The following is a 25,308-nucleotide window of genomic DNA, read 5'->3' as shown; positions in this document are numbered from 1 at the left end:
GTTCGTGCTGACCCTCGTCACCTTCCTGCCCCTGCTCGCCTGCGTCGGCCTCGCCCTGGCTCCGCGCTCGGTGCCCGACAGGGTGTGCGCGCGGGTGTGGGCCGGCACCGCCGCGGCCGATCTGGCGCTGGTCGTCGGCCTGTGGGTGGGCTTCGACCCGCACGGCGGCATGCAGTACCAGCAACACCACCCGTGGCTCCCCGCGGCCGGGGTGGGCTACCACGTCGGCGTCGACGGCCTCTCCCTGCCGCTCGTCGCCATGACGTGCCTGCTGTTCTTGGCCACCGCCCTCTACTCGCTGCGTGAGACGCGCCGGGTGCGCTCCTACGTGTGTCTGTTCCTCTTCCTGCAGACGGTGAGCGTCGGGCTGTTCGTCGCCCTCGACCTGATCCTCTTCTTCGTCTTCTTCGACCTGTCCCTCGTCGGGATGTTCTTCGTCATCGCGGGCTGGGGCCACGGCGGGCGCGCCCGCGCGGCGGCCCTCACCTTCTTCCTCTACACGTTCACCGGATCGCTCGCCCTGCTGCTCGGCTTCATCGGGCTCTCCCTCGCCGCCACCCCGCACACCTTCGACCTGCTGGAGCTGGTCCGCGGCAACCCGCTCGCCGGCCAGGGCCTGTACGCGGGTCTCGTCCTGCTGGCGCTCGGTGTCGGGCTGGCCGTCAAGACGCCCACGGTGCCCTTCCACACCTGGCTGCCGCCCGCCCACACCGAAGCGCCCGCCGCGGGTTCGGCCATCCTGGCGGGCGTCCTGTTGAAGATGGGCGCCTACGGTTTCGTGCGCATCGCCATGCCCCTGCTGCCGGGCAGCTGGCGCCGGTACGCGCTGGTCTTCGTCATCGTCGGCACCGTCTCGGTCGTCTACGGCGCGCTGGTCGCGCTGGCGCAGACCGACTTCAAACGCATGATCGCCTACACGTCGGTCACGCACATGGGGTACATCCTCCTCGCCATCGGCGCCGCGGGCGTCCTCGCCGGAACCGACGCACAGGCCCGCTCCCTTGCGGTGACCGGCGCTGTGGTGCAGATGGTCAGCCACGGTCTGCTCACCGGCGCACTGTTCCTGCTCACGGGCGTCCTGCACGACCGCGGCGGCACCTACGCCATGGACGCCTACTCGGGGCTGTCCTCGCGCGCCCCGCGGTTCGCCGCCGCCACCGGCGTCGCCGCCTTCGCCGGCCTCGGCATCCCGGGCTTCTCCGGTTTCATCGCCGAGTTCCAGATCCTCACCGGCAGCCTCGCCTCACAGGCGGTCGCGACGACGTGCGCGCTCACCGGCCTGCTGATCACCGCCGCGCTCTTCCTGCGCGCGCTCCGCCACATGTTCCTCGGCCCCTCACGTCTGCCCGCCGCCGCCCCCGCCACGGGCGTCCACGATCTGGTGCCCAGCGAGGCGGCAGCGACCGTGCCGCTCCTGGGCGCGGCGCTCGTCATCGGCGTCGCCCCGCGCTTCCTGCTGGACGTCGTCGAACCGGCCAGCCGCACCGTGACCCAACTGGTGGCCAGGTGAACGAGAACCTCGCCGCGCTCCTGCCCGAGACGATCCTGCTCGGCGCCGCGGTGGTGGGCCTGCTCGCCGGAAGCCTGCTGCCCCGCCGACGCCAGTGGGCCGTGGCCGTGCTCGCGGCGGCAGCCTGCCTGGCGGGCGTGGCGGCCACCGCGTGGACCATGGCCACCGGGCGCGAACAGACCGTCTTCGCCCACACCTTCGCCGTCGACGCCGCCACCGGCCTCGGCCGCCTGGCCGTACTCGGCGGACTGCTGCTGATCGTGGCGATGGCCGCGCCGACCGTGCGCTCGCACGCGCGTGAGAGCGAGTTCTACGTCCTGCTGCTGATGAGCGGCGCCGGGACGCTCGTCCTGGCCGGTGCCAACGATCTGCTGCTGCTCTTCGCGGGTTTCCTGCTCGCCGGCGTGCCCGCTTACGCCCTGGCGGCGTTCGCCAAGGACGGGCGGGGCACCGAGGCCGCCCTGAAGTACTACCTCCTCGGAGCGCTGCTCGGCACCCTCATGCTCGCCGGCACTGCCGTGCTCTACGGCGCCGGGGGCAGCACGCTCTACAGCGACCTGCGCACCACCCTCCCCCACGCTTCCCCCGCTCTGGTCGCCGTCGGCTCCCTGGCCGTGCTGGCAGGCGTGCTGTTCAAGGCCGGGGCCGTCCCCGCGCACTTCTGGGTGCCCGACGTCACCGACGGCGCCCTCGCCCCCGTCGCCGCCCACGTCACCACCCTGACCAAGGTCGGCGGGCTCATCGGCGCCTACCGCCTCGCCCACCAGGTTCTGTGGGGCACCGCACTCCACTGGCCCTGGCTCTTCGCCCTCCTCGCCGCCCTCTCCATGTCACTGGGGAACCTGGCCGCGTTCTTCCAGACCTCCGTCCAACGACTGCTCGCCTACTCGACGATCGGGCAGGTCGGCTACCTCCTTGTCGCCTTCCCTGTCGCCGCGCGGACCGGCCTGGCACAACAGAGCCTGCTCTTCTACCTGCTCGCCTACACGGTGACCAACCTCGGCGCCTTCGCCGCCGTCACCGCACTCCCCCACGCCCGCACGCTGGAGGACTACCGCGGTCTGGCCCGACACCGGCCGGCTCTCGCCGCCGTCCTCGTCGTCTGCCTGCTCGGCCTGGTCGGCACACCACCGACCGGCGTGTTCCTCGGCAAGCTGGAGATCTTCAGCGCCGCCGTCGAGGGCGGCTACACCTGGCTGGCCGCGCTCGCCGTCGCCAACACCGTCGCCTCGCTCTTCTACTACCTGCGCTGGCTCGCCCCGCTCTTCCGCCCCGCACCCCACGAGCAGCAGGCCGCCACCCACCGGACCGCGGGCCGCGGAACCGTCGCCACCGCCTGCGCCGCTGCCACCGCCTCCCTCCTCCTCGGCCTCGCCGGCGGAACGCTCCTCCCCCTCACGACGGGACCTCTCCTGCGGTGATCGGCCCCCACGTGCCACGCGTGAGGCCGCGCGGCCTGCGTGAGACCGCGCGGCCACGGGGGGGGCGTGGGGCCACGGGGGGGGTCGTGGGGCCACGTGCGGTACGTGGGGCCACGTGCGGTTCGTGGGGCCACGTGCGGTACGTGGGGTCACGCTGTCGTGGCGAGCGAGGCCCCGGCCCGTCACGCGGAGGCCAGCAGCGCCTCCAGGGCCTTGGACGTCTCGGGGTGGCGGGTCGCCAGTGCCAGGCCCGGGCTCTGCGAACCTGACCTGTGCCACGTGCCCTCGCAGCCCAGCAGGTCCGCCATCGCGTCACACGTCGCCGGGTGGGCGGCGAGCAGGTGCGCGGGGCGGCCGCCGGCGGTCCCACGGGCGGGACGTACGTCCTCGGCCGCGGGCTGTGCCCGCCAGGGCGGTGTCCACGCGTCCAGCGCGTCGAGACGGCCGGGGAAGGTGCGGCCGGCCTCCCGGATCAGGAGCGGGGCGAGCTCGGCCCCGCCGGCGCGCAAGGTGGTGATCAGGGACGGCAGCCACGGCAGGAGCACCGGGTCGGGCAGACGTCCGAACGCCTCGGAGACGGCTTCCACGACGAAGTCGGTCAGTTCCGGGACCGGTTCCAGCGCGTTCACGAAGCCGCTGAGGTAGCGCGGATAGGCCTCCAGCGTCAGCGGGTTGCCGAGCAGCTCGGCGCATCTGGCCCGCACATCGGCGCGGGTCAGGTGGCCCAGCTGGGTCTGCGCCGCCCACAGCAGTGCCGTCTTCGAGGCGTCCCGCGGGTGCGACTGGGCGAGAGCGAGTTGGAGCTGCGTCCGGTCGCAGCCCAGTGACAGCGCGAGGGATTCCATGCTGAAGAGGAAGCCCAGCATCGCCGCGACCTGCGGCACGGTGGCGTCCTCGTCGGTGAACGCCGTGGGCAGCAGGGTGCAGTAGTGCGCGTAGCCCGCCTTGGCGAAGGACTCGATCCACGGCGGGAGCGCCGGCTCGGCGGTGCGGTAGTACGCCAGCAGCCGCCGTACGCGCCGCAGCACCTCGGGGGCGCCGTCGACCGTGCGTTCGCCCGAGAGCACCTCCAGGGCGCGGGCACCGAGTTCGTCGGCGAACCGGCGGCCCGGCAGATGCAGCGTCGCCGCCTCGACAGCCTCCAGCACCACCGCCGCGGTGGCCTGCGGACCGTACGCCCTGCGGCGCAGCCGCTGTTCGAGTACCTGCTCGATGCTGACGCCCTCGTAGCCCAGTTCGATGAGGGCACGCTGGTGGGTGCCCAGCGCGAGGTCCCAGGACTCCTGGATCGGTCGCTCCCCCAGCTTCCGCTCGCCCATGATGGGCCGGGCCGCGCCCTGCGGCAGCAGGTACCGCAGCATCCACAGCACGTCGGAGCAGTGTGCGAGCTCGGGCCGGCCCGCGATGTCCAGCAGCGCCCGGCGTACGCCGCGCTGCTGGAGCCCCAGATCCAGCGGTGCGAGCCGGTCGTGCACGTCGCGGGCCAGCGGGGGCAGCGCGTCGTAGCCGACCCGGCCGACGCGGTCGCCGCCCATCATGATCTCCACGAGACGGCGCACGTCCCGGCGCCCTGGCACGGTGTCCTTCTCGATGCAGGTGACGGCCGCGTCCTGGAAGTCGTACGGCGTCGGCTTGGCCCTCTCGCGCACCCCTGCCAGCAGGATCGACGTCTCGAACACCGCGATGGCGTCGGCGGTGGAGGCGAGGTAGCCGTTACGGCGGGCCGCGCGCACGATCTCCACCGACCAGCCGAGCAGTTCGGCCTCGTCGAGCCGGTCCAGGGCGGGCTCTTGCCGCAGGAAACCGGTCAGCTTGTCCGGCGGCGGCACGGCGGGGTCGCCCGCCGTCGCCCGGTCCGGCGGGGCAGCCGAGGCGGCGGCCGCCTTCTTGGCCTTCGGCTTCCTCGTGCCGGCCTGGCCGGCCAGCCGGTACGGCTTCACACGCGTGCGCCGGAGGTTCTTCGCCCAGACGGTCGAGGCGATCGACACCGACCCCGCGGCGAGACCGAACTGCGCCTCGATCGCCGCGTGGCTGGACGGGATCAGACCGTGCTGCCACCTGGTGGCGCTCACGGGGCTGATCTCGAAGGTGTCGCTGCCGCGGACGCCGAACTCCGCGACGCGGCTGGCCGCGTGGAAAGCACCGCAGACGTAGAGGCAGTCGGCCGGGTCGGTGCCGCTCGCCGCCAGATGTTCCCGCATGCGCGTCCACATGTAGCGCTCGCGGTCCTCGTCGACGCGCACCCGGTGCGCGTCTCCGGGGGCCAGCCGCCGGAAGAGGCTGCCGATGAGGAACATGACCTGGCGGTAGGTGTCGTGGTCGCTGTCGCCCAGCGGCAGCTCGACGTACTGGTGCCACCACTCCGACCAGTGCCGCACCCTGCCGTGGCGCAGCAGGTGCTCCTCCAGGTCGGCGAAGCGGGGCCGCAGGTCGCCGATCTCCACACCGACCGCGTCACCGTGGAGCGCCGCCTCCTCCTCAGGGGGCGGGGCGTCCGGGCCCGCCTGGGCGGTGGCGGGCTCGGCCGACGTCTCGCCGCGCGCGTCCCACTGGAAGACGTGGTCCGAGGAGCGGTCGACGAGGACCAGCTCCACCCCGGGGGTGTCCAGCGCGTAGGCGAGAGCCTGGTACTCGGCCGAGGCCTCGGTGACCGGCGCGACCACGGACAGCGGCGACCACCGCGAAGGGAAGCCGTCGGCCTCGCTCGCGAACGCCTGGAGGGCCACCGGGAGCTTGCAGTTGCGCAGCTCGGGCAGGAGCGGTGCCATGTCCTCGCACAGCTCCAGGTAGACGACCTTGGGCTGCTTGTCCCGCAGGCGGCGCGCCATCGCCAGCGCCGAGGCGGGCGAGTGGTGGCAGACGGGGAAGATCTCCAGCGGCTCGCGCACCGCGCGCTCCACGTCGTCGACGAGGCCGAGAAGGATGCCCTGCAGCCCGTCCGGGCCTTCGGCGAACGCTTCGGCGGCCTCGTGCAGCTGGGTGCGCAGCGCGGTGAAGGTCCGCTCGTCGGGGGCGCTCATGACAGGGTGGCGATCGCGTCGCGGCCGCCCTCGAGGAACTCGTTCCAGGAGCCGCCCTCCTCCTTGCCGCGCGGCTCGACGACGCCGTGCAGGTACTTGTTGAGGATCGCCAGGTCCTCGGGTGCGCGCCGGGCGAGGGACCCCACGAGCGAGGAGGCCAGTGTGTGCGCGGTCAAGGCCCGCTCGCCGAAGAAGTTGCTGTGCAGGATCGCGTCTTCGAGCACCCCGATCTGTTCCGCCGTGGACAGTGCCGACTCCAGCTTCTCGTCGTCGCTGCCGGCCGCGGCCGCCGAGGCGCGCAGGTCGGCGAAGCTGCGCAGCAGCACATCGAGCAGCGTCGGGGGCACGTCCAGCTCGATCCGGTGGCGGCGCAACAGCTCCTCGGTACGGAAGCGGACGATCTCCGCCTCGCTCTTCTTGTTCGTCACGACCGGTATCCGCACGAAGTTGAAGCGGCGTTTGAGCGCCGAGGACAGGTCGTTGACCCCGCGGTCGCGGCTGTTGGCCGTAGCGATGACGGAGAAGCCGGGCTTGGCGAAGACGATGCTGTCGCGCTCCAGCTCGGGCACCGAGATGTACTTCTCCGACAGGATGGAGATCAGCGCGTCCTGGACGTCGCTGGTGGAGCGGGTGAGCTCCTCGAAGCGGCCGATTGCCCCGCTCTCCATCGCCGTCATGACCGGTGAGGGGATCATCGACTCCCGCGACTGGCCCTTGGCGATGACCATCGACACGTTCCAGGAGTACTTGATGTGGTCCTCGGTGGTGCCTGCCGTGCCCTGCACGACGAGCGTGGAGTTGCGGCAGATCGCGGCGGACAGCAGCTCGGCCAGCCAGCTCTTGCCCGTGCCGGGGTCGCCGATGAGCAGCAGCCCGCGGTCGGAGGCGAGGGTGACGATGGAGCGTTCGACGAAGCTGCGGTCGCCGAACCACTTCTGCGAGATCTCCCGCTCCAGGCCGTCGGAGGGTTCCGAGCCCAGGACGAACAAGCGGACCATCTTCGGCGACAGCCGCCACGAGAAGGGCTTGGGGCTGTCGTCGACGGACTCCAGCCAGTCGAGCTCTTCGGCGTACTTGATCTCGGCAGGGGCGCGCAACAGGTCGGACACAGCAGGGCCTTTCGCGGTGGAGAACGCCTCGTGCGGGAGGCGTTGAAGAAGAGAGAGTGTGCGTTCCAGCCGTCTACGTGGCCAGGTGGCTAGGTGAGGAACGTCTTGAGTTCGTGGACGAGCTTGCGTATGTGCCCGGAGATGACCGGGGTGCCCAGGCTCTTGAACCGCTCACGGAACCACGGGTTCACGCTGCCGCGCCCGGAGCTGTTGACGGAGCCGACCGGGATGAACTTCGCACCCGAACGGTGCAGGGCCGTCATGCTCTCGAACAGCGGCTCGCTCCGCGACTCGTAGAAGTCGGAGATCCACACGACGGCGGAGTTGCGGGGCTCGGCGACCTTCGGCTGTGCCAGCGCCATGGCGGCGGTGCCGTCGGTGCCGCCGCCCAACTGGGTACGCAGCAGCGTCTCGAAGGGGTCGTGCACCCACGGTGTGAGGTCGAGCGCCTGCGTGTCGTACGCGATCAGGTGGACGTCCACCTTCGGCAGCCCGGCGAAGATCGAGGCCAGGATGGTGCAGTTCACCATGGAGTCGACCATCGAGCCCGACTGGTCCACGACGACGATCAGCCGCTGGGGCGTCGTCTTGCGCGCGGTGTGCCGGTAGTAGAGGCGGTCGACGTACAACCGCTCCTCCTCGGGACTCCAGTTGGTGAGGTTCTTCCAGATCGTCCGGTCGAGGTCGAGGTTGCGGAAGACGCGCTTCGGCGGCACGGAGCGGTCCAGTGCGCCTGCCGAGGCCTTCTCGACCTGGGTGCGCAGCACCTCTGCGACCTCGTCGACGAAGCGGCGGATGAGCGCCTTGGCGTTGGCCAGCGCCACGCCCGAGAGGTTGTCCTTGTCCCGCAGAAGTTGTTCGATCAGCGACATACTGGGCGTCAGCTGCCGGGCGAGCCCCTGGTCGGCCAGCACCTCGCGCAGGTGCATCCGCTTGACGAGGTCGCCCTCGATGGCGCCCAGTTCGGGGCCGATCACGGGGATCAGGCGGCTGAGATCGGGCATCGTGCCACCGCCTGGGGCGCCGGTGCCGGTGGGGCTGACTCCACCGGCGCCCGCGCCGCGGCCGGCTCCCCGCCCGGCTCCCCCACCCGCGAGCTGCGCGGCTCCGCCGCCCGCGGCGTGCGCGTTTCCTGCGCCCGCGCGGCCGCCGCGCAGCTCACCGGGTCGGCAGCCGAGCGCGCGTTCGAGCCAGCCCGCGTCGGACTGCCAGCGTGTCAGCTGCTCGGCGGTGACCGTGCCGGAGCCGGAGGCGAAGACGTTGAGCAGCACCTTCGAGGCGAGCGCCGCCCGCCGTACCTCGGCTGCCCGGTCCCGCGACCCGTCCTCCTCCGGCTCGGGCACCATCAGCTTGTTGAACTCGGCGGCCAGTTCGGGATGGCGCTGCACGATCGAGTCCACGGAGGTCTGCGGGTCCAGCAGCCCGGTGGGCAGGCCGATGTCCTCGACGACGGCGAGGCTCGCCGACTCCAGCGCGGCCTGTTCCTCGTGGTCGAAGAGGCGCGCCAGGAGCCGCCAGTACAGCACCTGGCGACGGTTCTCCTGAGGCTCGCACGGCGCACGCGGAGGACGCGGCTCGTCCGTGGCTGCCGCGTGGCCGTGCTGCGCCGGCCGCTCACTCGTGTGTTCGCTCATTTCCGCAGCAACCTCCCGGCACGCTCCCGCAGCACGGCCACGGCGGCGGTGGCGGCCTTCTCCGCCTTCACACCGGCCTTGTCCGTCGTGCCACCGGCCCATCCCCCGGCGTGAAGGGCGACGGTCTTCTTCCGCACGGTCGTCTCGACGGCCAGCGGCTGGAGGGCGAACGCTCCGGCGTCCCAACGGAGCAACCCGATGCAGGCGCTCGACGCCGCGACGGCCTCGGGCGTGAGCGGCCCGGCGGCCGGAACGCGGTCGGTGTCGACGGCGAGCACATGCCCCGCGACATCGAACGTCAGTCCTTCACCGTCCTTCTCCGCTGCGTAGCCCTCCCAGAAGACGGGCACCGCGATCGCCGCCGGATGGCGCTCCAGCGGTGCCGACGGCGCGTCGACGGCGGTGGGCAGGACGACTCGCGCCGTGGCGAAGGCGTCAGCGGCATCGTCCATCCCGGCGTGCTCGTCGCTCCAGAGCAGATCGCCCTCCGCGGTGATCGGCATGTCGGTCAGCTGCATGGCCCGGCCCTCGCCGAGTGCCGTCAGCAGCGCCATGTGCGGACGGAGCAGCTGCCACAGACCGGCTCCGACCACCGTGTCGGGCTTCGGCGCCGACACCGCGGCACGTACCAGCCTCGGCGGCGCTCCGTCGCCGGGCTCCAGCACCGCGTGCACCTGCGCCTGGACGGCCGTCGCGTGCTCTTGCACGTCCACGCCGAGGGCCAGCAGACGGCCGCCGACCGTGCCGGCGCTCGGTGCCTCGATCGCTCCCGGCACCGTCAGCAGCATCGCGCGGGACCACAGGTCGGCCCAGCGGCGCGCCGGAACCCGCTCCAGCAACGCTCCGGGGCAGGAGGCGGCGAGCTCGGCCGAGAACCCGTCCAGGAGCATCGCGAGGCGGCGCAGCGCGGGATCGGGAAGCATCGCGGAGACGACCTGCGCCGCGGAGGAGACCACCTCGTGGTCGAGGCCCTGCCAGCCGCAGCGCGCCAGGTCGGACAGCCAGGTGCGGGCGGCGGCGAGCAGGTTGGCTCCCTGCCGCCCGCTGCGCTGCGGGGAGGCCTCCTCGGCGAGGGAGCGGCCTGTGGCCTCCTGGACGCGCGCTGCGAGGGCGTCGTGGACGGAACCCAGCAGCGCGGCGCGCGCGGCGGCGAGGGCGACCAGGTGTTCCTCGCCCGCGCTCCCCGCGGCTGCCTTCTCCGCCGCTTCGGCGGCCCTGGCGGCCAGGGGCGTACCCGCGACGGCGTCGGCGAGCCGCGTCAGCCCTGCCGCCTGCGACGGGCGGGGCCGCAGGAGCCCGGCGACGAGCACTTCGTCGAACGCGTCGACGGCGGCCAGCGCCTCGTCGAGACCCTCGACGGGCTCGGTGAGCGGATCGGCACGCATCAGGCCACCGCCCGGGTCGGCGGGAACCACTGCATCTCCGGCAGCGGGCCGGTGCTCGGAGCCAGTTCGAGGTAGGCGAGGTGGCGCAGGAAGCGGCTGAAGACGGAGGCGGCCGCCGTGGTCTCCCCCTGGAGCGGGCGGGCGGCGCTCATGCCGGCGGTGATCGAGTGCGCGCTCGGCTCCTCGTCCGCGGCCTCGACCCTCAGGTAGCGGGCGACGCGCTCGGCACCGTACTGGAGCACGGCCTCACTGATGAGCGCGTTGATGTGGTTGCAGAACGAGCCGCGGGCGCCACCGCACGGGCGGTTGTTGTTGGTGCTGCAGGCGAACGCGTAGGTGCCGGCCGCGACCGACGAGACGTAGACGCGCTCGATGTCCGAGCCGCTGGAGACCACGCCCTGCATCCGCCCGTCGGCCAGCTCGACGAACGGGACCTTGGCCAGCTTGCGCGGCCGAGCGGGCGGTATCACCCGCGCCGCGCTCGCCTTCTCCCAGTCTGTCAACGCACGCTCTCCTTCGCGCCAGTTGGGCTTCCTCGCCACTGCGGCGGGGATACGAAGAACATATCCGCGACCACTGACAACGCCGGGGACCGCGCCTGGGATCGCGCCCCGGCGCCGGTGTGTCCTCCACGACGGGCGGCCTCCCTGACAGGGCTGCGGTCCGACGCCCTCTTGGCAGGTGCGCGGGCGCCCGGCACTGTGAACGGCGCACTCAGTCCCCCCACTTCGGAGTGAACGCATGCGGATGACGCACCCCTCACAGGCGGCCGGGGAAACCCCCGCCGCGCGGCCCGCCCGGTCCGCGAGATGGCGCACGAAGGCCCCGGCCGTGGTGGCCGGGGCCTTCGCACTGGTCATCGCCCTGCCGGGCACGGCACTGGCCGATCCGCCGCAGGCGCTGCCCGCGAACGCGGGCGAGATGGAAAAGAGGTTCCAGCCCGCGTACGACTACGACACGGACGGCTGTTACGCCACGCCCGCCATCGGTCCCGACGGCACGCTCGCACCGGGGCTGAAGATCGGCGGCGACATGAACGGCAACTGCCGCGACGCGACCGACCTGGCGAACACGAACACCTACTCCCGCAGCAAGTGCGACAACGGCTGGTGCGCCCTCGTCTATGCCTCCTACTTCGAGAAGGACCAGGCGGCGCTGGGCGGCGGCAGCGCGGGCCACCGGCACGACTGGGAGCACGTCGTGGTCTGGGTCCACGACGACCAGGTGGAGTACGTCTCGACCTCGAACCACGGAGGGTTCACCGTCCACGCCAAGGACGCGCTGCCCTTCGAGGGCACGCATCCGGAAGTCGTCTACCACAAGGACGGCGTGAGCACGCACTGCTTCCGCGCCGCCAAGAGCGACGGCGGTGACGAGCCGCCCGAGAACCACCAGGGCGCCTGGCAGTACCCCGCGCTCGTCGGCTGGGACGGCTACGCCGCCGGGCTGCGCGACAAGTTGACCGGGGCCGACTTCGGCAGCGCCACACTGGGCATCAGGGACGACACGTTCGCCGACCATCTCGCCGGCGCGAAACCCGACGGCATCCCCTTCGACCCCCGGGCCTGAGGCCACCGGCCCCTCGCCGGAATCCGGCGGTGTACGCACGGCAGACCGGCGGTGTACGCACGGCCGGCCGGCCGTGACCGGCTCCGTGGCCGCTGCCGTGGTGGCCGCGGAGCCGGTCGCGATGGGACCGCACCCCCAACCGTGCGCCGCACTCGCCCGGTTGGGGGCCCGGTCAGCCGTTGTCCGCGCCGTTGCCCGCCAGTACGGGCACGTCGGAGACCAGGTGGGAGAGCGGCTCGTCGCCCTTGTCCTGGGACGAGTTGTCCGCGCACTGCTGGTTCTGCGGGTTCGAGAGGACGTTGACGTCCTGGACGGCCACGTTGGCGATGATGCCGACGATCGACCCCGCGTTGACGTCGGCGGGCAGGCCCACGCACAGCTTGTTCAACGTCCCCTGGACGAGGTCGAACTGGGGGCTCCCGTTCCCGTGGGTGGCGGCGTTCCCGTAGGTCTGCTCGGAACCGTTCCCGTTGACCGTGGTGGTCCCCCGGTCGTCTCCGATGGCCATGGCCTGGGGTGCCGCGGCGGCCGACACGCCCACCAGTGACGCCGTGGCCGTGACCGTCGCCCACATCCTCTTCATCGCGTACTCCTTCTCATCCGGTCGCGTTGATCACCGTCGATCACCATGGCGAACACCCGTGGAGGGCGTGCGGTTATCCGGCTTCACTCGAACGGAAGCACGTCACAGGGGTGTTGGCCCGGCCGCCGGCGGCACACCTCCTCCGCACGCCACCGCATACATGCGCACGAGAGGGGCACTTGGGACTCCTACGAGCTGGGAGGACGCCATGGCCCTCATGCACGAGTCGACCGGCCGGACGGATTCCACACGGGAGCCCGTGGGGCATGGCGGCGTCGCCGGGGCCGCGCACGGCGAGGAGGAGCCGCCGGAGTCGGCCCGTGAACGCGTCAACCGAAGATGGATCGAGACCCTGCAGGAGACCCGCGTCGCCCAGACCGGGGTGCAGATCCTGTTCGGCTTCCTGCTCAGCGTCGCGTTCACGCCGCTCTTCCGTGATCTGGACGCCTTCGACCGCGTCGTGTACACGGTCACGGTGGTGCTCGGTGCCTCGGCCACGGCCGCTCTGATCGCCCCCGTCTCCATCCACCGCTTCCTGTCCGGGCAGCGCATGAAGGACGACCTGGTCAACACCGCGAGCCGGCTCATGGTGTGCGGCATGGTGCTGCTCGCCCTCACCATCAGCGGGACGCTGCTGCTGATACTCCGCGTGGTGGTGCCGGGGCTGCTGGCCGAGGTCCTGGTCGGCTCCGTCATGCTCTGGTTCGCGGTGTGCTGGTACGGGCTGCCGCTGTGGCTGCGCCGCCGCTCCGGCCGCCGAGAGCCGCCCGGGGCACGGCCCGGCCGGCCCTCGGGGTCAGGGCGCCCAAGGAGCTGACATACCGGGCCACCGGCTCAGCCCCGGTGCGGGTTCACGGTGTGACGACGATCTTTCCGTGGACGTGGCCCGCCTGGCTCAGCTCAAAGGCGTCGGCCAGCCGGGTGAGGGGGAAGGTCTCCGCCACCCGCACCGTCAGCTTGCCCGCGTCGGCGAGATCGGCCAGTGCGCCCAGGTCGTTCCCGTCGGGACGCACCCACATCCACTGACCGCCCGCCCGTGTCACCGTGTCGTCCGCGATGGAGGCGTGCCGGCCCCCCTCCGCCAGGACGGCCGAGGTGGTGTCGAGGACTCCGCCGACGAAGTCCGCGACGACCTCGACGCCGTGCGGGGCCATTTCACGCACCCGTTCGGCCAGCCCCTCGCCGTAGGCGACGGGTTCGGCGCCCAGCTCGCGCAGCCGGTCGTGGTTGGCCGGGGAGGCGGTGCCGATGACGCGGGCGCCGAGCGAGCGGGCGATCTGCACGCCGAGCGACCCCACTCCGCCCGCCGCGTTGTGGATCAGCACCGTCTCGCCCTCGCGCGTGCCCAGGCGGGCGAGCGTCTGGTACGCCGTCAGGCCGGCCAGGGGCAGCCCGGCGGCCTGCTCCCAGGAGAAGGCGGAAGGCCGCCGCGCCAGGAGCCGTACGGGCACGGTGACGAACTCGGCGAACGTCCCTCCGTGCACGTAGTCCTTGCGGGCGTAGGCGATCACCTCGTCCCCGGGGGAGAACTCGGGCACGTCGATCCCGGTCGTCTCGACGACTCCCGCGACGTCCCAGCCAGGGACGACGGGAAAGACCGTGTCCATGAGGTCCTTCAGCCCACCCGCCATGATCTTCCAGTCGACGGGGTTGACCGCCGCGCCGCGCACCCGGACGAGAACCTCGCCGGGGCCCACCTTGGGCCGCGGCTGCCGCGTCGCCGACAGCACCTCCGTACCGCCGAACCTGTCGTACGTCATCGCCTGCATCGTCTCGCCGTCGAAGTCGCCGTGAGGCATGCGGTCGCACCCTTCTGTCGGTGATCTGTCCAGAGTCCGAAGAGTACGGGTATGCCCCTGCCGCCGTCCGACACCGTGACCGTGCTCACGGGATCTCCGGCACAGCAGCGGTACGCCCGTCCGACGGCCGCGCTCCGGCACCCCGTGCGGGGTGAGGGCGACGCGCGTCGTCGTCACTTCCCCGGGGCGGCAGGCACGGCGAGGACGAGCCGTTCGTGAGGCGGCTCGGGGCCGAGCGGGCGCCACAGCAGATCGGGGTCAGGAAAGACACCGCTGTGCGGCCGCAGGGCGATCAGGTCGTCGCGACCGAGAAGGCGGTGGCGGAAGAGGGTATGGCCTCCGTCGTCCTCCGCCAGGGTCTCGGGACGCCAGCCGTGGGCGCGCAGGGACGCCAGCACGGCAGCCGCGTAGCCGGGCGCACGCTCGGCGGGAAACCACAGCAGACGCTGCCCGGACAGCTCGGGCCAGGTCAGCCGCGACCTGTCCGCGAGCGGGTGTCCGCTGTGCATGACGGCGCCCAGCGGCTCGTCGCTGAGGACGCGCAGCGACAGCCCCGTGGTGTCCGTGGGGGTGCGCAGAAGACCGAACGCCAGCGTGCCCGCACGCAGGGCCGCGATCTGCCGCTCGGAGTCGACCTGCCGGCAGACCACCCGCGCCCCGCGGGCACGGGCGACGAGCTCTTCCGCGCGGCTGAGGACGGGCTGCGGCACCCCCCTGCACACGCCCAGCGTCACCGTGGGCTGCGCGCCACGCGCGGCGGCGACCGAGGCGCGCAGTTCCGCGAGGCACTTGCTGACCCCTCGCAGCAGCAGCTCTCCCCCCTCGGTCAGCTCCATCCCTGCGGAGCCGCGCAGAAACAGTGGGGTCCCCACGCGTCGCTCCAGCAGCCGTATCTGCTGGCTGAGGCTCGGCTGCGCGATGTGCAGTCGCTCGGCTGCGGCGGTGACGGTGCCGGACTCGGCCACGGCGGCGAAGTACCGCAGGTGGCGCAGTTCCACGCCGGACAGCGGGTCCATGTCCTCCACCCTCTGAGCAGCCCCCATAGGTGTCAGCCTATAGCGGCGGGGGAAACGGGTCTTGGCGCGGGCACCGGCTCGGGGGCTTGGCTGGAGCCATGTTCGTCATCGTGCTGCGGTACCGCGCGCCGCTGGAGACCATCGACGCGCTCAAAAACGCCCATTACACCCACCCCGACGGAGTGTTCGCCCAGGGGCTGGCACAGCTCGCCGGCCCACTGGAGCCCCGCACCGGAGGCGTGGTGATCGCGGACGGCGAGCGTGCCGCGATCGAAGCGGCCGTCGCCTCCGATCCGTTCGTCACCAGTGGTGCCGCCACCGCCGAGATCCTCCGGTTCCGGCCGACCTGGCCCGCGGAGCGGGTGGCGTGGCTCCGCACGCAGGACGCCGACCCGGAACGATGAGCGTGGCCGTCCCCGTGCCGCGCCCTGCCGCCGGGGCGCGCCCCGGCGGCAGGGCGCGGCACGGCTCGGTGAAGGGCGCCCGGCGGCTCGTGTACGACTTCAGGCCTGGGCGCCCTTCGCGCGGAACTCTACGACGCGCGGCCGCGCGGACGGGCCGCCGTTACCGGAACGAGTGACCGCGGCCCCATCGGCAGCCCACGCCGTCCGCGGCGATGCCGACCGTCGGGCACCGGCGGACCGGTGGCCGAACCCTTGACACCTCCGCACGGCCCCTCCATAGTGCTCCCCTCACAGCGCAACAGCGTTGCGCTGAGCGCACCGAGCTGGGTAGTACGGCACGACAGGAGGTGGGCGTATGGCCGGGGTGACCGACCGTTCGCCGCGGGCGGCGAAGCGTTCCGACACGGTCGAAGGGACGCCGGGCTCACAAGCCGCGGACTCCGCCAGGCGGGCCACCGCTCCCCGGGAGCGCGCCGCGGGCACCCTGCAGTCCGCGGATCGCGCCCTGGTGGCGCTGCTGTCCTTCACCGAGCAGCGGCCGGAGTGGGGGGTCAGCGAGATCGCCCGGCATCACGGCTGGGACAAGGCCGTGGCCCAGCGGCTGCTGACCACGCTCACCGCCCGTGGCTTCCTGTTGTGCGACAGCACCACCCGCCGCTACCGGCTCGGTCCCGCCGTCTCACGACTGGCCCGGGCCGGCGAACACAGCGGGGTCCTCCCGTCACTGGTCAGACCTGTGCTGGCCAGGCTGCTGCGCGAGACCGGGGAGAGCGTGGTGCTCAACGTGCCGAACGGAGGCGGCTACCGGTGCGCCGCCGCCGTGGACGGTACCGGGCCGATCCGCTATACCGCCCTGGTCGGCGCCCTGATGCCCGGGCACGCCGGGGCGTCAGGGCACGCCCTCTTCGCCTACTACCCAGAGGCCGAGATCCGGCAGATCTTCGGGGCCACCGCGCTCCAGCGGTTCACCGACACCACGCTCACCACGGTCGACGCCCTGCTGGAGAGGTACGCGGTGCTCCGCGACCAGGGCTGGGGCATCAGCCACGGCGAGTACGACGAGGCGGTCACGGCCGTCTCGGCCCCTGTCTTCCAGGCGGGAACCATCGCGGCGTCCCTCACCGTCATCGGCCCGAGCCACCGGGTCCGTCACGCGGCCGACGGCATCGTCGAAGCGCTGCTCGCCGGAGCGGCCGAGGCGACCGACGCCTTCGGCGACTGACCACCCCTTTCGTCAGCTTTCATCCGATTTCATCCGGCCGTTGCCTTCGGGGGCCGACCGCCTCCGTACGGTCCGGCTCGCCGCCGCTCACCCGTCGCCTGCCGCTCCTGGCGCCCCCGTACATCCGACTCCTCATCCGTCACAGCCGTCCTCCGCCGCACTCCTCCCCTCCCCTCTCCACCCCCGGTAACGGCTCTTCCCCGTCACAGCCCGCCGGGCGGCGCGCCGCGCGCCGCGGCCGGCTCCGCCCTGCCCTGCCCTCGCGAGGTCCGCCATGCCTTCTTCCGTCTCACCGGACACGGACACCACCGCCCCGCCGCCGGGCGGGGCGCCCCCCTCTCATCCGAGAGCGACCGAACCGTTCCTGCTCCTCGTGCTGGTCGTGTTGTCGGCGGTCGGCGCCGTCGTCGGGATCGACCTCGTCGCCAAGCTCGGCATCTCCGCGAACACGGCGGTCGTCGGCGCCCTCATCGCCATGCTGATCGGGCGTATCCCGCTGACGATGCTGCGCCGGATGCGTTCCGTGCACCGCCAGAACCTGGCCCAGAGCGCCATCTCGGCCGCCACGTTCGCCGCCGCGAACGCGTTGCTGACGTCGGCGGCCGTGCCGTACGTGTTCGGGCGCAAGGACCTGGTCTGGCCGATGCTGGCGGGCTCGTTCGTCGGACTGCTCATCGACGCCTGGGTCCTCTACCGCTCCTTCGGCTCCCGGCTGCTGCCCGCCGAGGGCCCCTGGCCTCCGGGGGTCGCCGCCGCCGAGACCATCGAGGCGGGTGACAAGGGAGGCAAGCGCGCCGCGGTGCTCGCGGGCGGAACGGTCGTCGGGCTGGTCGGCACCCTCTTCCAGCTGCCGCTCTCGGCCGCCGGCGTCGCCTTCCTCGGGAACATCTGGGCGTTGCTGATGTTCGGCGTCGGACTGGGGCTGCGCGAGTTCGGGCCCCAGCTGTTCGGCACCGACCTGGGAGCGGGTTACGTACCGCACGGGGTGATGGTCGGCGCCGGACTCGTCGCGCTGGGCCAGGCGGTGGCTGTCCTGACGCGGCGCAGAAACAAGCGGGCGAGCGCCCCGGCGCCCGGCGCGGCGGTCACACGGCCGTCCGTATCAGGACAGGGCCCGGGGCCCACCTCGCCCGTGGTGGACGAGGCGGCGCTGCGGCGCGCTCTGCTGCGCGGGTACGGGCTGTTCACGGCGGGCGCGGTGCTGCTCGCGCTGGCCGGTGGGCTCCTGGGCGAGATGAGCGTGCCCGGGCTGGTCGGCTGGGTGCTGTTCGCGGCGCTGGCCGCGCTGGTGCACGAGCTGATCGTGGGGCTGGCCGCGATGCAGTCGGGCTGGTTCCCATCCTTCGCCGTCACCCTGATCTTCCTCATCCTGGGGCTGGTCATCGGCATTCCCTCCGTACCGCTCGCGCTGCTGGTCGGCTACGTCTCGGCCACCGGGCCCGCCTTCGCCGACATGGGGTACGACCTGAAGGCGGGGTGGCTGCTGCGCCGCGACCACCGCCCCTGGGACCCGTGGGAGCGGGCGGGCAGGCGCGAGCAGTTCCGTGCCGCACTGGTCGGCTTCGCCGTGGCCCTGGCCGTGGTGGCGGTGCTGTGGCAGTCGTACTTCCGGCAGGGGCTGATCCCGCCCGTCGCGAAGGTCTACGCCGACACCGTCCGGCAGGGTCTCAGCGACGGCGACGCGCTGCGCACCATGCTGCTGTGGGCGATTCCCGGCGCGCTGATCCAACTGCTGGGCGGTACGCGACGGCAGATGGGCGTCATGCTGGCGACGGGTCTGCTCATCCTCACCCCGCACGCCTGTGTGCTGGTTCTGGCCGGACTGGCGGTGCGCGTGGTCTACCGGCGGCTGCGCGGTGACCAGGCCGACTCGGAGCTCAACCTCGTCGGCGCCGGGCTCATCGCCGGCAGTTCCCTCGGGGACTCGGCGCAGATCATCAAGGCCGGGTGACTCCTGGCGTGACGCCCTCCCGCACGCCGCGGTGCGCCCCGCGCGCCCGGCCGCCCCCTTTGCCGTGGACAAGCCGCGCACCGCGGTCCGACGCACGACGCACGCAGTACGAGGAGAACCCATGGAAATGCACAGCCGTCTCGAACCCCGCGCCGAGTACCTCGGCTTCGAACTCGCCCTCGCCGCCCGCAAGCTGGTCGAGCAGGTCATGCTGGTCAAGCCGGGCGAGCACGTGGTGCTGACCGGCGACACCAGCAGCGACCGGCGGGTCGTCGACGCCACAGCCCACGCGGTCGCCGCCGCCGGGGCGCACCCCGTCATCGTCTGGTACGAGACGCTGCCGGGCTCTTCCATGGAGCCGCCGCGGCCGGTCGCCGGAGCCATCGCGGACGCGGACGTGTGGATCGAGTTCGCCGTCTCCTACCTCATGCACTCCGACGCCTTCCGCGCCGCCATGAAGAACGGCTGCCGCTACACCAACCTGACCGCCATGGACGTGCAGATGCTCGTCGCCACCGTGGGCCGTCCGGACTTCGACGGCGTGATACGGCTCGGCAAGGCGCTGGTGAAGCTGCTGGAGGAGGCCGACGAGGTGCGCATCACCTCCGCGAACGGCACCGACATCACAGGACGCAACGGGACGCGGCCGATCAACCTGCGCGGGAAGCCCGCCGAGAAGCCGGGCGAAACCGTCATGCTCTCCGGGCAGATCTCCTGGAACCCCCTGGAGGAGACGCAGAACGGCACCCTGGTCTTCGACGGCGCGCTGTGGCCGCCGGACGAGCTGGGGCTGCTGCGCTCCCCGGTCCGCTGCACCGTCGAGAACGGCGTCGTCACGGCCATCGAGGGCGGACAGGACGCCGAGACGTTCCGCCGCTGGATGGAGTCGTGGGACGACCCGAACATGTTCCGCGTCGCGCACTGGTCGCTGGGCTTCAACCCCGGGGTGCCGGCGCCCACCGGCCGTATCGTCGAGGACGAGCGGGTCTTCGGCTGCGTGGAGCTGGGCATCGGCACCAAGGGCGCCTGGATCGGCGGCGAGCCGTGGGTCGCGGCCGCGCACACCGACGGCAGCGTGCTGGGCCCCTCCATCTACCTGGACGGCGAAGCCATCGAGAAGGACGGCCGCTACGTGCACCCGGAGCTGGTCCGTATCTGCGCCGAACTCGGCGTCGCGGGGTACTGACCACCGCGAACCGCCCTCGTTCCGCACGGGGAGGGGCACTGTTCCCTCCCCGTGCGTCCCACCTCCCCAGGAGTCGCCCGATGAACTCTCCTGCCGGCCCGCGCGCTCACGCGCCGGTCACCTACCGCCACGACGGCCTCGTGTGCACCGACCACACCCTCGACGTTCCCCTGGACCACACCGACCCCGGCGGCCCGACGCTGGCGCTCTTCGCCCGCGAGGTCACCGCGGCCGGCCGCGAACACGACGACCTGCCGCGGCTGCTGTGGCTCCAGGGCGGGCCCGGCGGACGCGCCGAGCGCCCCAACGCCGCCGGGGCGTGGCTGCGGCGCGCGCTCCAGGACTACCGGGTCGTACTCATGGACCAGCGGGGCACAGGACGCAGCACCCCCGCGGACCGGCGCACCCTCGCCGCCTTCCCCGACGCCGAGGCGACCGCCGCCTACCTGGCGCACTTCCGCGCGGACTCCCTCGTCCGCGACGCCGAAGCGCTGCGCGCCCACCTCCACGGCAGCGCTGACCCGCTGGGCGCGCCGCCCTGGACAGTGCTCGGGCAGAGCTTCGGCGGCTTCTGCGCCCTGAGCTACCTCAGCCTCGCTCCTGAGGGCCTGGCCCAGGTGTTCGTCACCGGAGGCCTGCCCACCCTCACCGGGCACGCCGACGACGTCTACCGCGCCGCCTACGCCCGCACCCTCGCGCACAACGAGCGGTACTTCGCCCGCTACCCGGGCGACCAGGCCCTGGCCGACGCCGTCGCAGCTCACCTGGAGCGCAACGACGTCCCGCTGCCCTCGGGCGAACGGCTGAGCGTGCGCCGCTTCCAGACGCTGGGCATCACCTTCGGCACCGCCGCGAAGTTCGACAGCCTGCACTACCTGCTGGAGACCGCGTTCGTACCGGGCCCGCGGGGGCCCGAGCTGTCGGATGTCTTCCTGCGCGGCGCGGACGCGGTGCTCTCCTTCGCCGAACGGCCCCTCTACGCGCTGCTGCACGAGCCGATCTACGGCCAGGGCGGCGGGCCGACGGCATGGTCGGCACACCGGATCCGCGAGGAGTTCCCCGCCTTCGACGCCACGGGGATCGCGGACGGCGGCGCAGGGCCGCTCCGCTTCACCGGCGAGATGATCTACCCCTGGCAGTTCGAGGAGGACCCCGCTCTCGCACCGCTGCGCGAGACCGCCGAGGTGCTGGCCCAGCGCACCGACTGGCCAGCCCTGTACGACCTGGACCGGCTGGCGGCCAACGAGGTGCCGGTCGCGGCGGCCGTCTACTACGACGACATGTTCGTCGACCGGGAGCAGGCACTCGAGACGGCGTCGCTGGTGCGCGGGCTGCGGCCGTGGATCACCAACACGCATGCCCACGACGGCGTCCGCACCGACCCGGCCGTCCTGGACCGCCTGATGGCCATGGCACGCGGCGTCCTCTGAACGACCGCTCCGGGGCACGGGCATGCGCCTGTGCGGTGCGCACCCGTGCCCGTGCCCGTGCCCCGGAGGACGGCCGGCCCGAAGAGGGGACGGGTCACCCGAAGGGCGTCAGAGTGAGCGTCATCTCCGTCGCCCCGCCGTCCTCGATGTAGGAGGCGAAGCCGCCCACGTCGTCGAAGGCGAAGCCGTACGCCTTGCCGTCCTCGGTGGCGGCGTGCATGGCCTTGGCGTAGTGGTGGGTGAGGTCACCCTGGTAGAAGGCGGCCGGGTCGGTGGTGGGCTGCTCGGCCGTCGACAGCAGGGTGGTGCGGTTGAAGGCGGCGCCGAGGATGGCGGCCACCGGCCCGGTGGTGCCGTCGTTGGGCGCGGCCAGGGCGCCGTCGCAGAAGAGGACGTCCTTGGTGGACGGCTTGGAGAACGAGACGGAGGCCGGGCCCGTGAAGGACAGCGTCTCGCCCGTCACGCGGCCGGTGAAGTCGCCTGCGTTGGTGGTCACCTTCAGGTCCTTGCCCTGGTAGGCGGACCAGACCTCGTCGATGTAGGACGCGAAGTAGTCCTCGGCGAACAGGCCGGAGCCCAGGCCGTGTCCTGGCGCGATGACGCGCTTGTCGTCGATGACGAGCTGGGAGAACGCCTCCACGCCCTTGACCTGGTCGAAGATGCCGGCCCGCGCGCCGGGCTTGAGCGTGCCGGTCGTCTGGTCCGAGGCCCCCTTGAGCCCGATGGCCAGCGGAACGCTGAACATGTCGACCATGGTGGTGTTGCAGTACATGGCGCCGCCCTTGTAGGTGAACTCGGCGCAGTCGTGCACGATCGGGTAGTTCGGGTCGGACTCGACCCAGGCCGCGGGGTAGGCCAGGGCCGCGCCCTGCTCCGAGCCGACGGCCTTGAACTTCAGCTTCTCGCCGCAGGAGACGTAGATCCGGCCGGACATCTCGGGCAGCTGCACGGTCGTCTCGGTGCCGGACAGCGAGATGGCGTAGTCGGTGTAGCCGTCAGGGCCGTTGTCGGAGAGCTGAACCTGCCGCAGCTCGCCCTCGGGCGTGACGTAGCACTGGTTGGTGCCGTCGTTGCCCACGATGTAGAGGTAAATCGACGCGTTGTCGTAGGCACCGCTGTTGTTGACGATTTTCAGCGGCAGGCCGGCCGCCTTGGGCTGTGAGGGGCTGCCGGCGCTCGCCTGCTGGGCTATGAGCGCTCCTGCGGGGACGGCGAGTGCGGTCGCTGCGGCGCTGCGCAGCAGCACGCGTCGGCTGAAGGGGGACACGGGATCGAACCTCCGGTGTTCGCGACGGTCACCCGGCCGGCGGGCGGTAACCCGGCGGACATGGTGTGGGTGCGGGTTGCCTGCCGGGCCGGGCCGCACCGGCGGGTGCCGTCCACGTCGCGGCCAGGCAGGTCGGCGTGACGTCGCGCGCTCGCGGACCGCGGGTTCGCGGACCGTGCCGCCGCTCCCGGGCGCCCCGGAGCCGGTGCCCCGTCGGTGGGCACACGTGTGGCCGTCGTCATGACATGCGCTCCTCTTCGGTGGGGGGTGATGAGCGCTCTCACGTCACGGAAAAGCACCGTGTCCGAAGGTATGGACCATCGTCAAGAGGCAGACCCACATTCGCTGTGATCTCGCCCCGGATTGAACCGAACGCGGCCGGCAGCCGTAATGAGGCCGACCCGTCCGGGATTTCGGACGGGGCCGGCGGCGTACCCGCGCCGCCGGCCTGAGCACGTCAGTCGGGGCGTTCCGCGCTGCCCGCCGCGACTGCGTCCGACAACCCCACCGGCAGCGGGGACCGGTGCAGAATGCCGAGTGTCCTGGTGGCGCGGGTCAGAGCGACGTAGAGGTCGCTCGTGGCGAACTCGGCGGGCTCGACGACCAGGACCCGGTCGAACTCGAGGCCCTTGGCCTGGCGCGGAGCGAGCAGGACGAGGTGCCGGGTCAGGTCCGGATCGGCGCCCGCGACAACCCCCGGAAGGAGGGCGGCCAGATCATCGTGCAGTCGCCGGGGCGCGATGACCGCGAGGCGTCCCTCCTGCGGGGTCTCGGCGGCCGCTGCCTCGGCAGCGGCCGCCGCCAGGTCGCCGGACACCTGCCTGATCCACGGCAGGGCGCCTTCGGAGCGGACCGAGGAGGGCGGCGCGAAGCCGGGCCGCTCGGCGGCCACGACGGCGGCGGCGAGCTCCATCACCTCGGTGGGTGTGCGGTAGTTGACGTCGAGCCGGGTGTGCTCCCAGCGGTCACCGACGTAGGGGTCGAGGATGTCCTCCCAGGAGCCGACACCGGCCTCCTCGGAGGTCTGCGCGGGGTCGCCGACGAGGGTCATGGAGCGCGAGGGGCAGCGCCGCATCAGCAGCCGCCACGCCATCGGGGAGAGCTCCTGCGCCTCGTCGACGATGACGTGTCCGAAGGCCCAGGTGCGGTCGGCGGCGGCGCGTTCGGCCGCCGTGCGGTGGTCGGCCTCCTCGTGGCGCTCGGCCATGCGCTCGGCGTCGATGATGTCGTGCGCGGCGAGGACCTCCGATTCGGTGTCCTCGAACTCGAACGACTCGGAGCCGCGGGCGACCTCCAGGACGCCCTGCGCGTACGCGACGCGCTCCTGGCGTTCGGCCTCCGCGGCGGCCTGCCTGGCGCTGTCGTCCTCGCCGAGGAGTTCGGCGGCCTCGTCCAGCAGCGGTGTGTCCGCCGGTGTCCAGTCGGCGGGCGAGGTGTGGGGCCTGCGGACGGCGGCGGCGTCCTCCTCGGACAGGCGGGTGGGTTCCGACAGGTAGTCGGCGACGAACTCTTCGGGGCTGATGTCGGGCCACAGCTGGGCGATCGCCGCGTGCACGTCGGGGTTGGCGGCGATGGTCTTGCCCAGTTGGGCGATGTCGTCGGGGCCCAGCAGGTTCGGGCCGCCGTAGGGGTCGGTCCCGATGCGCTCGACGAGCTGTGCCGTGAGCGCGTCGACGACGCGGAAGGCGAAGTGCGGCCGGGCCAGGTTGTGCGGGAGCGAGGTGGCGCGCGCGGCCTCGCGGGCCTCGTCTGCGATGTGCCAGTCGAGGACGAGGTCGCCGTCGTCGTTCGGAATGATCATCGGCTCGCCCGGCTCGGGCACCTGCTGCCGGTCGCGGACGGCCAGCCGCAGGATCTCCGCCATCTCGGCGCGGCCCTTGACCTCGGCGGCGTGCACACTGTCCGTGCCCCGTGCCTCGATGCCGGGGAAGAGCTCACCGAGCGTCGCCAGCAGCACGCCCGTCTCGCCGAGCGACGGCAGCACCTCGCCGATGTAGGCGAGGAACGCCGGGTTCGGGCCGACGACCAGCACAGCACGCCTGGCGAGGAGTTCGCGGTGCTCGTAGAGCAGGAAGGCGGCCCGGTGCAGCGCCACGGCCGTCTTTCCGGTGCCGGGACCGCCCTCCACCACGAGGACGCCGCGGTGCGGTGCGCGGATGATGCGGTCCTGCTCGGCCTGGATGGTGCGCACGATGTCGCTCATGCGGCCTGTGCGGGCGGCGTTCAGGGACGCGAGGAGGACGGTGTCGCCGCTGGGGTCCTCGTGCCCGGTGCGTGCGGTGTCGCCCAGGTCGAGGATCTCGTCGTGCAGCTCGGTGACGGTGCGGCCCCGCGTGGTGAGGTGGCGCCTGCGGCGCAGGCCCATGGGGGTGTGCCCGGTGGCCAGGTAGAAGGGGCGGGCCGCGGGCGCGCGCCAGTCGATGAGGATCGGGGTGCGCTCGGGATCCTCCTCCGCGTCCTCGCGCAGGCCGATGCGGCCGATGTGGTGCGTGGTGCCGTCCGCCAGGTCGATACGGCCGAAGCACAGCGAGCCGTCGACGGAGTTCAGCGCCGTCAGCGACCTCGTGCGCTCCGCCAGGCGCACGTCGCGTTCGACGCGCCCCTGCTTGGTGTTGCCGTCCGGCACCTGTGCCTGGGCGAGGGCGGACTCCGCCCACCGGCGCAGTGTGTCGACACGCGCGTAAAGGTGGTCGACGTATTCCTGCTCGCTCCGCAATGCGACGCTTTCCCGGTTTGACAAATCGGCTCCCTGCCCGTTATGCTTACTCTACTGATGGCCCTGATCCGGGGCCTTTTCTGTGG

The 25,308-nt window shown here is 72.3% G+C and carries 19 protein-coding genes; 9 read left to right on the top strand and 10 right to left on the bottom strand.

Annotated elements, in window-relative coordinates:
• Positions 1-4: 4 nt before the first annotated feature.
• Positions 5-1,510, top strand: coding sequence for a complex I subunit 4 family protein (locus MMF93_RS31225; RefSeq protein ID WP_423835556.1), 1,506 nt, complete (start codon positions 5-7; stop codon positions 1,508-1,510).
• Positions 1,507-2,931: an NADH-quinone oxidoreductase subunit N gene (locus MMF93_RS31220; protein WP_242756516.1), complete on the top strand. Its 1,425-nt coding sequence runs from the start codon at positions 1,507-1,509 to the stop codon at positions 2,929-2,931. Before MMF93_RS31225 ends, MMF93_RS31220 begins: the two co-directional genes overlap by 4 nt.
• A 182-nt stretch (positions 2,932-3,113) precedes the next feature.
• Here the strand turns inward: MMF93_RS31220 and MMF93_RS31215 are convergent, their stop codons facing one another.
• From MMF93_RS31215 to MMF93_RS31195, 5 genes are all read right to left on the bottom strand, one after another.
• Entirely contained in the window at positions 3,114-5,951 is a 2,838-nt protein-coding gene (locus MMF93_RS31215) for a DUF5682 family protein (RefSeq protein WP_242756515.1), read from the bottom strand.
• The gene (locus MMF93_RS31210; RefSeq protein WP_242756514.1) at positions 5,948-7,060 is read right to left on the bottom strand and encodes an ATP-binding protein; all 1,113 of its coding nucleotides are present in this window, start codon (positions 7,058-7,060) and stop codon (positions 5,948-5,950) included. The genes MMF93_RS31215 and MMF93_RS31210 overlap by 4 nt, the downstream gene beginning before the upstream one ends.
• Positions 7,061-7,149: 89 nt before the next feature.
• Positions 7,150-8,694: a VWA domain-containing protein gene (locus tag MMF93_RS31205; RefSeq protein ID WP_242756513.1), complete on the bottom strand. Its 1,545-nt coding sequence runs from the start codon at positions 8,692-8,694 to the stop codon at positions 7,150-7,152.
• Positions 8,691-10,109, bottom strand: coding sequence for a hypothetical protein (locus MMF93_RS31200; RefSeq protein ID WP_242756512.1), 1,419 nt, complete (start codon positions 10,107-10,109; stop codon positions 8,691-8,693). Before MMF93_RS31200 ends, MMF93_RS31205 begins: the two co-directional genes overlap by 4 nt.
• Positions 10,079-10,582: a hypothetical protein gene (locus tag MMF93_RS31195; RefSeq protein WP_242756511.1), complete on the bottom strand. Its 504-nt coding sequence runs from the start codon at positions 10,580-10,582 to the stop codon at positions 10,079-10,081. The genes MMF93_RS31200 and MMF93_RS31195 overlap by 31 nt, the downstream gene beginning before the upstream one ends.
• 244 nt (positions 10,583-10,826) lie before the next feature.
• Here MMF93_RS31195 and MMF93_RS31190 point away from each other — a divergent pair, with 244 nt between their 5' ends.
• Positions 10,827-11,648, top strand: coding sequence for an NPP1 family protein (locus MMF93_RS31190; RefSeq protein WP_423835647.1), 822 nt, complete (start codon positions 10,827-10,829; stop codon positions 11,646-11,648).
• Positions 11,649-11,820: 172 nt separating this feature from the next.
• Here MMF93_RS31190 and MMF93_RS31185 read toward each other — a convergent pair whose 3' ends face one another.
• Positions 11,821-12,231 carry a rodlin gene (locus MMF93_RS31185; RefSeq protein ID WP_242756509.1) on the bottom strand — a complete coding sequence of 137 codons (411 nt, stop codon included), beginning with the start codon at positions 12,229-12,231 and terminating at the stop codon, positions 11,821-11,823.
• Between the two features lie 208 nt (positions 12,232-12,439).
• Here MMF93_RS31185 and MMF93_RS31180 point away from each other — a divergent pair, with 208 nt between their 5' ends.
• On the top strand, positions 12,440-13,048 hold the full coding sequence (locus MMF93_RS31180) for a DUF6328 family protein (RefSeq protein ID WP_242756508.1): 609 nt from the start codon (positions 12,440-12,442) through the stop codon (positions 13,046-13,048).
• Between the two features lie 34 nt (positions 13,049-13,082).
• On the opposite strand, the gene MMF93_RS31175 is transcribed toward MMF93_RS31180, so the two are convergent.
• Together MMF93_RS31175 and MMF93_RS31170 are read right to left on the bottom strand one after the other, a co-directional pair.
• Positions 13,083-14,000 carry an NADP-dependent oxidoreductase gene (locus MMF93_RS31175; RefSeq protein ID WP_242757867.1) on the bottom strand — a complete coding sequence of 306 codons (918 nt, stop codon included), beginning with the start codon at positions 13,998-14,000 and terminating at the stop codon, positions 13,083-13,085.
• Between the two features lie 203 nt (positions 14,001-14,203).
• Entirely contained in the window at positions 14,204-15,073 is an 870-nt protein-coding gene (locus MMF93_RS31170) for a LysR family transcriptional regulator (protein WP_242756507.1), read from the bottom strand.
• A gap of 71 nt (positions 15,074-15,144) precedes the next feature.
• On the opposite strand from MMF93_RS31170, the gene MMF93_RS31165 reads away from it, so the two are divergent.
• The 5 genes from MMF93_RS31165 to MMF93_RS31145 all read left to right on the top strand — a co-directional run bounded on the left by MMF93_RS31165 (position 15,145) and on the right by MMF93_RS31145 (position 21,239).
• Complete coding sequence (locus tag MMF93_RS31165) at positions 15,145-15,450, top strand: YciI family protein (protein WP_242756506.1); 306 nt, start codon at positions 15,145-15,147, stop codon at positions 15,448-15,450.
• A 355-nt stretch (positions 15,451-15,805) separates the two neighbouring features.
• Positions 15,806-16,672, top strand: a complete 867-nt coding sequence (locus MMF93_RS31160) for an IclR family transcriptional regulator (protein WP_242756505.1) — start codon at positions 15,806-15,808, stop codon at positions 16,670-16,672.
• Between the two features lie 274 nt (positions 16,673-16,946).
• Positions 16,947-18,623 (top strand): OPT/YSL family transporter, encoded by a 1,677-nt coding sequence (locus MMF93_RS31155; protein ID WP_242756504.1) that lies wholly within the window; start codon positions 16,947-16,949, stop codon positions 18,621-18,623.
• A 121-nt stretch (positions 18,624-18,744) separates the two neighbouring features.
• On the top strand, positions 18,745-19,809 hold the full coding sequence (locus tag MMF93_RS31150; RefSeq protein WP_242756503.1) for a 2,5-dihydroxypyridine 5,6-dioxygenase NicX family protein: 1,065 nt from the start codon (positions 18,745-18,747) through the stop codon (positions 19,807-19,809).
• Between the two features lie 80 nt (positions 19,810-19,889).
• A complete protein-coding gene (locus tag MMF93_RS31145) occupies positions 19,890-21,239 on the top strand; it encodes an alpha/beta fold hydrolase (protein ID WP_242756502.1) in 1,350 nt (449 codons plus the stop codon).
• Between the two features lie 94 nt (positions 21,240-21,333).
• Here MMF93_RS31145 and MMF93_RS31140 read toward each other — a convergent pair whose 3' ends face one another.
• Both MMF93_RS31140 and MMF93_RS31135 read right to left on the bottom strand, forming a co-directional pair.
• A complete protein-coding gene (locus tag MMF93_RS31140; RefSeq protein WP_242756501.1) occupies positions 21,334-22,506 on the bottom strand; it encodes a beta-1,3-glucanase family protein in 1,173 nt (390 codons plus the stop codon).
• A 457-nt stretch (positions 22,507-22,963) separates the two neighbouring features.
• Positions 22,964-25,222: a HelD family protein gene (locus tag MMF93_RS31135; RefSeq protein WP_242757866.1), complete on the bottom strand. Its 2,259-nt coding sequence runs from the start codon at positions 25,220-25,222 to the stop codon at positions 22,964-22,966.
• Positions 25,223-25,308: the final 86 nt, after the last annotated feature.

The sequence above is a fragment of the Streptomyces tubbatahanensis genome (assembly GCF_022699385.1).
In the GTDB taxonomy this organism is placed as follows: Bacteria; Actinomycetota; Actinomycetes; order Streptomycetales; family Streptomycetaceae; genus Streptomyces; species Streptomyces diacarni.
The sequence above is the reverse complement of the archived record's forward strand: the minus strand, read 5'-3'. Positions and strand labels throughout refer to the sequence as shown.